A 12,223-nucleotide genomic window follows, 5' to 3' on the forward strand; every position below is an offset into this window, starting at 1 on the left:
CTCGGCTTACGGCGTGACGCCGTTCGTCGGTGCAGCGTTACTGGAACTGGCCGATCTGCAGGAAGTTGAGGATGCCGCCGATGTCGATGAGCGGGCCATTGATGAGCGGGCCGTCGATCAGTGCACCTTGGGCGCTCGCCGACGTGGCGGGTGCCACCACGGGGGTTTGCGCGGACTGCGCTGGCTCAACCGCGCTCGCGGGAACGGCTGTGACGGCGAGTGCGCCGATCGAAATCGCTGCTGCGGTGGCGGCGCTGGCAAAGGTGCGGGTCGACTGCTTCATTGTGCTGCTCCTCGTTTCACGGTGATGTGCCGGGTTGGTCACATGCGGGGTTCGGAGCACTGCCGAGATCGGTTTGGAGACATTCCGAGGTCTGCGGGAACGGTCAGGTTCGCCGAGGTTTCGGCGCGCAGACACTGAATTGAGCCTGATGGCTCATCAGCGTTGTGCGTCGCATTCACTCGCATGGCGCGCACCGAGCGCACCGGTTTCGCTCGAGTGCATGCTCGAAGCGCTGGTGCACTCGAAATAGAAGGGTGCGTTCGATGCGCTGCACGAGGTGCGAGGGGCGGGGCGCGAGGGGCGCTGCGAGCTGCGCTCAGCCGGCGCCGCCGCCCACCGCGCTGCGGAGTGACGCTGCGAGCGGCGTGAGGTTGAGCTTCTGCACGCTTCGGGGCCGGTGAGCGTCGTCGAACCCCGCAGAGATCCATTCAGCGAGTGCGGCCGCTTCGCCGCCATCCGCGATGTGCTCGACGGTGGAACGCCCGACCACGATGTTCACCGCCAGACGCGAGTCACGCGAGAAGTACTTCATCGATGAGTGTGTCGGGCTCGATGAGGTGCCGGTGTCAGCAGCCCCCGACGCGTAGTCGGTCAGGCTTCCGCTGATCCAGACCGCGATTTCGCAGGTTTCAACCCCCGACACCTCAAGCGACGCGAGCGCCTCCTTGCCGTGTTGTCGCAACTGCACCAGCGACGCGTGGAACCGACCTGCTTCGGGGCCGCCCATTCGGCCACTGAGTGACATCTCCATGCAACTCAGGCTAGTCCGCGATGTCGTCGCAGCGTCGCAGCACGAAAGCTCAGAGCGGCACGTTCAGGTTGACCGCCCAGTCGCGTATCGCCTGTCGCTCGGCGGCGTCGCAGACGTATCCGTACCCCTGGCTCTCCGACCCGTTGCTCAGCGACCACTGGTCGGAATAGGTCAGCGCGTAGCAGTCGGCCATGACTTCTTTGCTGCCCTGGAACATGCCCTGCGCGAGCAGATCGTTGTAGGCGCCCGAGTAGTCTTCGGCGCCCTGGTCGTCAGCCCGTTGATACACATGCGCGAGTTCGTGGGTGACGAGCATCAGATTCATCCACTCGCTGCCGACCTCGGCCTCGGGCAACAGATGCACCGTGAGCGGTTGGGCCGCGAGCACGCAGCCGATGTTCTCCTTGCCCGGCCTCGGCTCGCTTACGCAGGCCGTTGCGGCGTCGTACTGCACGTCGATGAAGCCGTTGCCCGCTGCATCGACGATGCCCTCCGTCAGTGATCCCGACGCATTTGAGCGGCGTGCCTCGGCAGCGGCCACGCTCTGTTCGAGTTCTGCACGAAACGCAGCGGCCCGCTCCGCGATGGGCTTGGCTTCGTAGATGCCGATCGTCGGGTCGGCGGCGCGCTTCTCGTCGAGTCTGAAGGTGCGCAGGTCGGCGACGAGCGGTGCGACCGGGTTGCCCTCCAGCTGGGCGGCGAGTTCGATGATTCGCGGCCGGTCTGCCTCGAATCGGGAGATCTGCGCGTCGACTTCCGGGTCAGAGGCCGGAGGCGGAGCCTGCGGGGTGTCGGGAGCAGCACTCTGAGACGGGAGGGGCTGCGAAACGTCGCGAGTATCGGGCGCCGATACGGCGGTACCCAAGCCGAGCGCGGCAACGAGCATGATGATCGCGATCACGGCGACGACCAGGCACCCGCAGCCGGCGAACCACCATCCGGCGCCGCTGCGTCGCCGAGGTGCGGGAGGCGACTGAGGCCACGATGGCGCACGCACCGGGATGGGCGCGCCCACCGAATCCACCGCGCCCGCCGCACCTAGCGCACCCACCGGCGAAGCCGGCGGCATCGGCGCGTACGCGAATGCTGCCGGGTTCACGGCGCGCATCCACTGGATCAGTTCGGGGTAGGCGTTGGTGTTCGCGGCGATCTCGGCGTGCAGATCCCAGCGGCGGGCGGCGATATCGGCCAGCACGCGCGGGGGTACGCCGCGTGCGTTCGCCGCATACCGGTCAGCGTCTTGCGGCGAATTCACGATTCGGGTCTCCTGCACATCTCGTCTGCACTCAGTGTCTCAGGTGGCGGCGACGCTGCTCTTGAGCGACGCATCGTATCCATAGGCTTGACGTACCCCACTACCGCACCAGCAGCTCCGTCACCGCTTCGGTCGCCTTCGCCCGGTAGCGCTTCGGAGTGATGTCGTGGTGCGCGGTGAATGCCCGCGAGAACGCGGGTGCGTGCGCGTAGCCGACGCGCTGGCCGGCTTCGCGCACCGTCATCCCCTCTTCGAGATACTGGCGGGCAAGCGTCATGCGCAGCTGCGCGCGCCAGCGCGCAAACGGTTGCCCGTACGCCGCCCGAAACTCGCGCGAGAGCTGGGCGCTCGGCACCGACAGCGCGGTTGCCCACTCGTCCATACTCGTGCCGGCGTCGGGGTGCGTGCGCGTCTCGGCGGCGACGGTCGCGGCGGCGGCTGACGGGCGACCGGCGACTGGCTCGGATTCAGTGGCGATCGCGCTCAAAAACCAGCGGGTCACTCGAAACGCGTCGTGCCCCTGCGGGCGAATCCAGCTGTAGTTGGCGACGGCGTTGTGCAGCAGGAAATCGTCGGCTTCGGCGGGCAGGCGCAGGGCGCGGGGTGATGGCGGCACGGTGCCGGTGCGGCCGGGCACGGACCCGAGGGGCAGCAGGATCGCCCCGGCATCGAGATCCACTCGATTGCGCACGCCCGCCGGAAGCCACAGCGCGTCTCCGCGCTGCAGGTGAATGAGCCGGTCGCCGACGGTCGCGCGGGCGCGCCCGCGATGCACCCAGATCAGCACATGGAAGTCGTTGATGCGCTCCCAGCTCGTGGCGCTCGGGATCGCCGGCGGACTGGCAGGCAGCCCGGTATCGGGCAGCCCAGCTTCGGGCGCTGCGGCGCCGGGGAATGCGGCGCCGGGGCGGGCGTCGTGTAGAGCCTGAGCCGGTGGCTGCGGCAATACCCTCGACCGCGCCCCGAGGCTCTGACGAGCGAACTCGCTCGGCGTGCGGCCGGTGCGCGCGCGAAACGCCCGGGTGAACCCCGAAGCTGTGCGAAAGCCGCTGTGCTCCGCGGCCCAGCCGACGTCGTGGCCCTGTGCCAGCAGCTGCGCAGCCGAAGCGATGCGCACCGCCGTGCGCCAGCGGCCGAAGGGCATGCCGGTCTCCTGCGAGAAGGCGTGCTCGACGCTCCGCACCGACACGGCGTGCGCCGCCGCGATGGCGGGGAGCGCATCGTGGGTTCGCGGATCCCGCAGCACACCGCGCGCAATCTGCAGCGCGATGCTTGATCGCGGCATCGGCGGATGCGATGCGCCCGGAGCGGCCTCGCGCGAGCCGTCGCGCGAGACGCCCACGACGAGGTCGAGGGTGGGGCCTGAGTTGACAGGGGGTGCTAGGAAGCCGAGGCTCTGCGCGAAGCGCCAGAGCAACCAGTCGCCCAGTGCGGCGTCGACGTCGAGCGGCGTGATCGACGCGATCGGCGTTGCGGGGTTGCCGATGACGGGAACGACGACTGATTCGGCTTCGGTGCGCAACTGGTACGAGAGGCCGGCGGGTACCCACGCCGCGGTGCCGGCCACGATTCTGGCGTCGCCCCGCACCGTCTCCAGGTGCGCGACGCCCGAGCGCACCCAGAGCAGTGCGGGCGCGCGCTCGGAGCGGCCGTGCATGAGCGCCGGGGCTACCTGCGGCGCGGGCGCGGGCGCCCGTGAATGCGGCGAGTCGTGACCCATGGCGCCTTTCGCAATTGGGTATGAAATCTGCACTTCAGGACAAATCATCCGTTCTGAGCAAGGCTAACCTAACTTCTCGTTCGCCCAATTTCGAAGGACATCATGCCCGCTTCCTCCGTGCGCGCCGCGCGCCGCACCACCGCGCTCATCGCGCTCTCCATCTCCGCTCTGCTGCTGGTCGGCTGCGCCAATTCCTCCTCGGCGACGAGCGACGCTGGCGCCGAGTCTTCCGACTCGATGCCCGCAGCAGAGGGGCACGCCACATATCCCCTCACGCTCGAAAGCCCCTACGGCGAAACGGTGCTGCAGGAGCGGCCGACCCGCATCGCGGCAATCGTGCCGAACGCGAGCGATACCGAACTGCTGTTCTCGCTGGGCGTGACGCCCGTGCTGAGCTCGAGCCTGGTCACCGAGGGCGGCTACCTCACCGAGTACGGCGCCGAGACCGTCGATACGTACGAGTTCGTCGTGGGCGAGGATATTCCGGTCGAGGCGATCGCCGCCAGCGACCCCGACCTCATCGTCGCTGTCGGGTGGCTCGGCGGTCTCGCCGGCGTCAGCTTGAGCGACTACTACGATCGTCTGTCGACGATCGCTCCTGTGCTCGCGAGCCCCGAAACCTCGCAGGCGCTCGTGTCGCCGTGGCAGGATTCGATCGGGCTCATCGGTGAGGCGCTCGACCTGAGCGACGCCGCCGACGCGGTGATCGACGACTACGAGACGCAGCTCTCCGACCTGCGCGACGCGCACCCGGAGTTCGACGGACTGACCGGCACCTGGACCATTTACTACGGTGCGGGCACGGGGCTGCAGTACCTGTCGCAGCCCGACTCGGCGCCGGCCGAGTTCTTGGAAGAACTGGGCTTCGCGCCGAACCCGGGCGCGGCGGCGTTCTCCGCTGATCCGACCGTCAGTGACGAGCTGCTGTCGAAGATCGACGCCGACGTCATCGTGCTCGGCCAGAGCGCGCACGCTTCGGATGCGGAGTTCGCGGGGGTCGTCGACGGGTCGCTCTTCCAGAACCTGGGCGCGGTCTCCGCAGGCCACCTCGTGACGCTGCCGCCGCGCACCGATGACGGCTGGGATCCGCTCTGGGCCATCACGAGCGGCGGGCCGATCGGCAACGCGAAGGCGGCCCAGTACGTGGCGCCGCTGCTCGCCGACGTGCTCTAACGGCAACTCGCTCACCTGCTCTCAGGGAGGGTGCACCGCTGCGGTGCACCCTCCCGTTTCTCGGGAAAGGCTCGAGGTGACCACCTCACTCTCTCCAAGCCGGGGGCCTCTCGCCAGCGTGCGGCAGGCGCCGGTGCCCACGGGGTCGGCCCGCGATGGCCAGGCGGCGCGACGATCGCTGGGTGCCATCGCGCTGCTCGCGGCACTCGCGCTGGCGATCCTGCTCAGCCTCGGCGTCGGCGCGCAGGCGATTCCGGTCGCCACCGTGTGGCACGCCCTCGTCTCGCCCGACGGCTCCGAGGCGTCGTCGATTCTGTGGTCGCTGCGCGTGCCGCGCACCGCGGTCGGCGTCGTGGCGGGCATCGCGTTCGGTGTGTCGGGGGCGCTGATTCAGGCGCTGACTCGCAATCCGCTCGCCGACCCCGGCATCCTCGGCGTGAACGCCGGCGCCTCGTTCGCGATTACGCTCGCGATTGGCGTCTTCGGCATCGGCACGATTTCGGGCTATGTGTGGTTCGCGCTCGCGGGCGCGGTGCTGAGCACGGTGTGCGTGTACGCCATCGGATCGGTCGGCCGGGGCGCCGCCTCGCCCATCACTCTGGTGCTCGCGGGCGTCGCCTTCGCAGCCGTGCTCACCGCCTGCTCGACCTTCCTCACGCTGATGGACGAGGAGACCTTCCGCGGCTTCCGCAACTGGGGCATCGGCTCGATCGCGCGCACCCCGCTCGCCCAGCTCGGATCGGTGCTGCCGTTCATCGTGGTCGGCCTCGCGCTCGCCGCCGTGATCGCCGGCTCCCTCAACGCGGTCGCCTTGGGCGACGACCTCGCCGCATCGCTGGGTGCCAACATCGCCCGCACCCGCGTGCTCGGCATCATCGTGGTCACCCTGCTCGCCGGTGCAGCGACCGCGCTGACCGGTGGATTGGCGTTTGTCGGGCTCATGGTGCCGCACATCGTGCGGTGGTTCACGGGGCCGGATCAGCGCTGGATCCTGCTCTTCACCGCGCTCGGGGCGCCGACGATGGTGCTCGGCGCCGACGTCATCGGGCGCGTGATCGCCCCGCCCGGCGAGATCGAGGCCGGTGTGCTCACCGCGGTCATCGGTGCGCCCGTGCTCATCGCGCTGGTGCGTCGACGCGAAGCGAGCGGGCTGTGAGCCGGGCGGTCGAGGCGAGTGCAACTGCGCCAGCCGCACCTATCGATTTCGGGTACCGCTCGCGCGACCTGCGTCTGGGCAATCTCGTCGCGCTGCGGGTGCGATCACGCGCGCTCACCCTGAACGCGGTGATCTGCGCGCTCGCGGTGATCCTGAGCGTCATCGGGCTCGGTCTCGGCGACTATCCGCTGCGACCCACGCAGGTGCTGTCGGTACTGGCGGGCAATGGTGAGGCGTTCGAGCGGATCGTCGTGGTCGAGTGGCGCCTGCCGATGGCGGTCGCCGCGCTGGTGCTCGGTGCGCTGCTCGGCATCTCAGGGGCGGTGTTTCAATCGGTGACGCGCAACCCGCTCGGGTCGCCCGACATCATCGGCTTCGACGCGGGGTCGTACACCGGCGTGGTGCTCACCGTGCTCGTGCTCGGTGCGAACGACTTCTGGGCGATCGCGCTCGCGGCGCTGGCTGGCGGGCTGCTCGCTGCATTCGTCGTCGCGCTGCTGGCGAGCAGAGGCGGCGGCATTCAAGGCTTCCGCCTCATCATCGTGGGCATCGGTATTTCTGCGGTGCTCGGCTCGGTGAACGCGTATCTGATCACGCGCGCCAACCCCGAAACTGCCGTCACCATCGGGTTCTGGGGTGCGGGGTCCTTGACGGGGCTCACCTGGTCCGCGCTCGTGCCCGCCGTGATCGGCGGCACAGTGGTCATTTGCGCGATGGTGCTGCTCGCGCCGTCGCTGCGGCAGCTCGAGGCCGGCGACGACTCCGCGCTCGCACAGGGCGTCAACGCGCGCCGCACCCGCCCGCTGCTGCTCATCGTCGGGGTGATGGCGACCGCACTCGTGACCGCGGTCGCCGGGCCTATCGGTTTCGTCGCGCTGGCGGCGCCGCAGCTCGCGAGGCGCGTGTCCGGATCACCCGGCGTTTCGGTCGCTGCAGCCGCATGCATGGGTGCACTGCTGGTCAGCGCCGCCCAGCTGGTGTCGCTGCTGTTCGCCCAGTTCGCACGGGCGGTGCCGGTCGGGCTCATCACCGTCGCGCTCGGGGGCCTGTACCTGATTTGGCTCCTCATCAGAGAAACTCGGAAGGCCGTATGAGCACCATCGAAACCCCTCCAGCGATGACGACCGACGGTGCGTCGCGGCTCGCCGCGCATGCCGCGTCGTTCGGATACGACGCGCGGGTGATCAGCGACGGCATCACCGTCGAGATTCCCGACGACTCGTTCACCGTCATCATCGGGCCGAACGCCTGCGGCAAGTCGACCCTGTTGCGGGGGCTCTCGCGCCTGCTGAAGCCGAACTCGGGCAGTGTGACGCTCGACGGGCGGAGCATTCAGCAGTACCCGGCGAAGGAGGTGGCGCGGCGACTCGGACTGTTGCCACAGAGCTCCGTCGCCCCCGCGGGTATTCGCGTGGCCGACCTCGTTGCGCGCGGACGCTTTCCGCACCAGAAGCTCATCAAGCAGTGGACCGATGCCGACGCCGCAGCCGTCGCCGACGCCATGCACCGCACCGGGGTGACCGAGCTGTCGGGGCGCCTCGTCGATGAACTCTCCGGCGGGCAGCGCCAGCGGGTGTGGGTCGCGATGGCGCTCGCGCAAGAGACGGAGCTGCTGCTGCTCGACGAGCCGACCACCTACCTCGACATCACGCATCAGATCGACCTGCTCGACCTCTGCTCCGAACTGCACGAGTCGGGGCGCACCCTGGTTGCCGTGCTGCACGATCTCAACCAGGCAGCGCGCTACGCCACCCACGTGATCGCCATGCGCGACGGCGCGATCGTCGCCGAGGGGGCACCCCACGACATCTTCACCCCCGAGCTCATGCGCGAGGTGTTCGGGCTGGAGTGCATCGTCGTGCCCGACCCGGTCACGGGTACTCCGCAGGTCGTGCCGCTCGGGCGCAGAGCCGCTCGCACCATCCGGGAGGATCACCATGCCGCACACTGACTCCGCGCCGACCGCACCGCTCCGCGATGCGCTGCGACCAGCCGCACCGCTGCTGATCAGCGCGGTGTTCGCCGCAGCGGCGTCGGGCCTCGTCGGGCTCGCCGGCACCTGGTCGGCAGTGCGGTTCATCGGTGACCCGCGCACCGAGAACGGGCTGCAGACCGTGCTCGGCTGGGCGCTCGCCGCAGTGCTTGCCGGGCTCTCCGCCTGGGCAGCGCACGCGGGCGAGGCCCGCTTCTCGGGTCGGCTGAGGCGCACGCTCAGCGCCCGCCTCGTGCGCCTGCCCGCGAGTTCCGTGGCGCGCATCGGCAGCGAGCGTCTGCGCCGGGCTGTAACCGTTGACATCGCCGCGCTGCACCACGCCGTTGCGCACCTCCCGTCCGAGATCGCGACGCTCGTCGTCGTGCCCATCGCCACCGTGGTGCTGCTCCTCGCAATGGCGGGGCCAGTGGCATTGCTCGCATTGATTCCGGGAGTACTCGCTGCCGTGTACTCCCTCGGTATCGTGCCGCGAATCGCCGCCAAGCACGGCGCCGCGCAGGCAGCGGTGCTCGGCGACATCGAGTCTGCCGTTGGCGAGCACGCGCGCGGCATCCGGGTGAACCGACTCTTCGGCGCCCAGGCCGGAGCCGCCGCCGAGTACCAGCGCGCCACCGAGCGCTTCACCGACGGCATGGTCGCCTGGGTCGCGCGCGTCGCGACCCCCGCCGCCATCTCGGCAGCGTGCCTGCAAGCCGCTGTCACCTACGCGGTGGCGTACCTCGTCGGATACGGCCGTTCACCCGAGGTCATCGCGGCCATGATGCTCTTCGGTCTCGCCATCGTGACTCCCGCGCTGCGTCTGGGGCACGGGCTCGACTACGTGCGTGCCGGCAAGGCCGCCGCGGCTCGGCTGCAGCAGATCTTCGCCGAGCCGGTGGTGGCGGCAGCGCCCACGTGTGCACCGCTGGGCGACGCGGCGATCGAGCTCGACTCCGTTTCGGTGGCGCTCGACGGGCGCCGGGTGATCCACCACCTCGATCACGCCGCTGCCCGCGGTCGCGTCACCGCAATCGTGGGGCAGAGCGGCGCCGGCAAATCGACCCTGCTGCGCGCGATCGCCGGGTGGGAGCCGATCGCCGCGGGCGAGGTGCGCGTCGCGCGGGTCAACGGCGACGCGCCGCTGCTGATTCCCCAGGGCGCCCACGTGCTCGACGCCAGCGTGCGTGACAACCTCACCATCGATGGGCAGGCGCGTGGCGACGACGAGCTCAAGCGTGCCCTGCAGCGAGCACAGCTCGAGGTCGCGCTCGACGCGGGCGCGGCGACGCTCTCGGGTGGCGAGCGCCAGCGGCTCGGGATCGCGCGCGTCTTTCTGGCGCACGCCCCGGTCGTGCTGCTCGACGAACCCACGAGTGCCCTCGACCGCGACACTGCCGACCGCGTGGTGCGCGAACTCATCGCCGACGCCGAAGAGCGGCAGCGGGCGATCGTGCTCGTGACCCACGATCCACTCGTCGCGGCGACCGCTCACGAGCGCCTCGAACTGGCTCCGTCTGAGCCTGTTTCGGCGGCACCCGCTGCCCCAGACCGCGCCACGTACGACCTCGCCCAGGAGACCCGATGACCCAGCACGCCCGCCCTCGTTCCGTCTGGGCCGAGCTGCCGCCGCGCAGCCGCGCACGACTGCTGGCCGTGGCCGGCGGCTGGGTGCTCGTCGCCCTCTGCGAAGCCGGCGCCTACACGCTGCTCGCGGCCTCGATCCATCTCGGCCTCGGCCCGCTCGCGGTGGTGCTGTCGGCCGCGCTCTCCGCGGTCGTCACCGTGCTCGTTGCACGGGCCGGATACCTCTCGGGGGCGCGTCTCGCCGGCGAGCTGTACGCCGTGATCGGCCGCACCTTCGCCGTTGCCAAACTGTCGTGGTTCACTGAGGGCAACCGCGCGCTGGCGGCGGGTGTCGCGAGCCGCGGCATCCCCACGCTCATGGGTGTGCCCGCGCACCAACTGCAGACGTTCATCGTCGCTCCGCTGCTGCCGATCCTGCTCGCGATCGGTGCGGGCGTGGTGTTCGGGTGGGCGACCGGGCTCGTGCTCGGTCTGCTGCTCGTCGGAGCGCTCGCGCTGCAACTCGTCGCCCAGCTTGCGTTGCGTCGCGCCGACGGTGCCCGGCATGCGGCCGAGCACGCAGCCGCCGAAGCCTCGCTCGAGCTGGTGGAGCACCTCGAACTGCTGCGCAGCGGCGCCGGCCCCGACGGGGCGCTTGAGCGATTCGCTGCCGGGTGGGATCAGCAGGAGGCCGCGGCCGCCACCACGAGTCGGGCAGCATCGCTGGCGACCGTCGGTTCCGGGATCGCCGCCGCGCTGCCACTGATCGGCATCGTGCTGCTCATCGTCACCCGCGATGGCTTCGCCGCGGCTTCGGCACTGGGGCTGCTCGTGCTCACGCTCGCCGCCACGGCGCCCATCACCGGGCTCGCTCTGGCGGCACTCGCCTGGGGCGACCTCCGCTCGACCATCGCCGACTTCCACCGCGTCGTCAGCGCCCCCGCCCTCCTCGAGCCGGTCGAGCCAGCAGCGGTGCCCGCGAACGGAGCGCTCACTATCGATGCGGTGCACGCCGGGCCAGTGCTGCACGGTATCTCAGCGGAGATCGCTGAGCGATCGCGCACCGTCATCGTCGGCCCGAGCGGCAGCGGCAAGAGCACACTGCTCGAACTGCTGATGCGCTTCGACGACCCGCAGTCGGGTGCCGTGCGCTTCGGCGGGCGATCGATCGCCGACTTCGCGTCGCCCGAGTACGCTCGCCGCTTCGCCTACGTGTCGCAGGATCCCGTCGTGTTCGCGGGAACCCTCGCGGAGAACATCCGCCTCGGGGCGCCCCACGCCAGCGACGAGCAGGTGAGGATCGCAGCCGAACGCGCCCAACTCGGCGCCGTCATCGCGCGCTCGCCGCAGGGCCTCGACCAGGCGATCGGTCACCAGGGTGCGCTGCTCTCCGGGGGCGAGCGTCAGCGTGTGGCAATCGCCCGCGCGCTGGTGCGCGAGGCGCCGGTGCTGATCCTCGACGAAGCCACCAGTGCCCTCGACGCCGAAACAGAAAGCCGTGTTGCCGCAGCGATCAGCGAGCTCCCGGTGACCGTGGTCGCGGTGACGCACGGCGACCCGTCGATCTGGAGACCGACGGCGAGGATCGAGCTCGGGGTGTGAGGCGGGGTGCGCCAGTGACACACATACCCCGCTGTCGCAGCCGCGTCGCTACCCTGGCGTGAAACGCGGGGTGGGGGCACCATGCTGAATCGAACGAGCAGCTGGCGACACGGTGGGTCGATCCGGATGTGCGCAAGCGCCGCTCTCGTCGGCGCGATGCTGCTGACTTCGGGGTGCACGGTCATTGCGGGGCAGCAGGCCCGAACTGCCGCGGAGGCGAGGCTTGCGCAGACCATCACCGAGACGCAGCGGGCGGTGTGGGATCACCGAGACGCGCTCGCCGCAGACGTCGACGGTGCGGTCGACGCGATGCTTGCAGACGGCGTCTCGCCGATCACCGATGCGCGACGCGTCGCCGCCGGTACCGCGATCGAAGTCGGGCCGGGGGAGGCCGCGCTCCTGAGCGCAGATGCCACGTCCGATGGCTCGGTGCTCACCTTCACTGTCGTTGGTTCCGGCACGGCCGGCGACTACCTGACGTCGACAACTCGCACCGAGGGACTGTGCTTCGCGCTTCGCCTTCCCGTCGATGAGCCGGTCATCAACACAGAAGACGCAGCGTGCCCGGCAGGGCGAGGGCTCCCCGTCGCCGACGACGCCGGCGACGGGCAATCGACGGATCTCGTCCCCCTCGCTCGACTCGATGTGCGCACGTCTGTCTCTGCGTCCGACTTCCGGCCGCCGCCGTGCCAGTGTTACAGCGGGAGTCCCTGCGAGTGCCCGGGAGGTTGAGGGGCGCGGATCGGGC

At 70.1% G+C, this 12,223-nt stretch carries 11 protein-coding genes; 7 read left to right on the forward strand and 4 right to left on the reverse strand.

What is annotated here, in order from left to right:
• Positions 1–37 precede the first annotated feature (37 nt).
• The 4 genes from AMS67_RS00795 to AMS67_RS00810 all read right to left on the reverse strand — a co-directional run bounded on the left by AMS67_RS00795 (position 38) and on the right by AMS67_RS00810 (position 3,946).
• Positions 38–283 carry a hypothetical protein gene (locus AMS67_RS00795; protein WP_053385669.1) on the reverse strand — a complete coding sequence of 82 codons (246 nt, stop codon included), beginning with the start codon at positions 281–283 and terminating at the stop codon, positions 38–40.
• 316 nt (positions 284–599) lie between these two features.
• A complete protein-coding gene (locus tag AMS67_RS00800) occupies positions 600–1,034 on the reverse strand; it encodes a hypothetical protein (protein ID WP_156316476.1) in 435 nt (144 codons plus the stop codon).
• Positions 1,035–1,083: 49 nt separating this feature from the next.
• Positions 1,084–2,289, reverse strand: coding sequence for a variant leucine-rich repeat-containing protein (locus AMS67_RS00805; RefSeq protein ID WP_156316477.1), 1,206 nt, complete (start codon positions 2,287–2,289; stop codon positions 1,084–1,086).
• Between the two features lie 100 nt (positions 2,290–2,389).
• The gene (locus AMS67_RS00810; RefSeq protein WP_162230799.1) at positions 2,390–3,946 is read right to left on the reverse strand and encodes a helix-turn-helix transcriptional regulator; all 1,557 of its coding nucleotides are present in this window, start codon (positions 3,944–3,946) and stop codon (positions 2,390–2,392) included.
• A 165-nt stretch (positions 3,947–4,111) separates the two neighbouring features.
• On the opposite strand from AMS67_RS00810, the gene AMS67_RS00815 reads away from it, so the two are divergent.
• From AMS67_RS00815 to AMS67_RS00845, 7 genes are all read left to right on the forward strand, one after another.
• Positions 4,112–5,182 carry an ABC transporter substrate-binding protein gene (locus AMS67_RS00815; protein WP_053385673.1) on the forward strand — a complete coding sequence of 357 codons (1,071 nt, stop codon included), beginning with the start codon at positions 4,112–4,114 and terminating at the stop codon, positions 5,180–5,182.
• A gap of 76 nt (positions 5,183–5,258) precedes the next feature.
• Positions 5,259–6,338, forward strand: coding sequence for a FecCD family ABC transporter permease (locus AMS67_RS00820; protein ID WP_241487951.1), 1,080 nt, complete (start codon positions 5,259–5,261; stop codon positions 6,336–6,338).
• Positions 6,335–7,432: a FecCD family ABC transporter permease gene (locus tag AMS67_RS00825; protein WP_053385674.1), complete on the forward strand. Its 1,098-nt coding sequence runs from the start codon at positions 6,335–6,337 to the stop codon at positions 7,430–7,432. Before AMS67_RS00820 ends, AMS67_RS00825 begins: the two co-directional genes overlap by 4 nt.
• Positions 7,429–8,289 carry an ABC transporter ATP-binding protein gene (locus tag AMS67_RS00830; RefSeq protein ID WP_053385675.1) on the forward strand — a complete coding sequence of 287 codons (861 nt, stop codon included), beginning with the start codon at positions 7,429–7,431 and terminating at the stop codon, positions 8,287–8,289. The genes AMS67_RS00825 and AMS67_RS00830 overlap by 4 nt, the downstream gene beginning before the upstream one ends.
• Entirely contained in the window at positions 8,276–9,895 is a 1,620-nt protein-coding gene (locus AMS67_RS00835) for an ATP-binding cassette domain-containing protein (protein WP_075201157.1), read from the forward strand. The genes AMS67_RS00830 and AMS67_RS00835 overlap by 14 nt, the downstream gene beginning before the upstream one ends.
• Positions 9,892–11,475, forward strand: coding sequence for an ATP-binding cassette domain-containing protein (locus AMS67_RS00840; protein ID WP_053385676.1), 1,584 nt, complete (start codon positions 9,892–9,894; stop codon positions 11,473–11,475). Before AMS67_RS00835 ends, AMS67_RS00840 begins: the two co-directional genes overlap by 4 nt.
• An 81-nt stretch (positions 11,476–11,556) precedes the next feature.
• Positions 11,557–12,207 (forward strand): hypothetical protein, encoded by a 651-nt coding sequence (locus AMS67_RS00845; RefSeq protein ID WP_156316478.1) that lies wholly within the window; start codon positions 11,557–11,559, stop codon positions 12,205–12,207.
• Positions 12,208–12,223 lie beyond the last annotated feature (16 nt).

The organism is Leucobacter japonicus (assembly GCF_001273855.1).
Lineage (GTDB): Bacteria > Actinomycetota > Actinomycetes > Actinomycetales > Microbacteriaceae > Leucobacter > Leucobacter japonicus.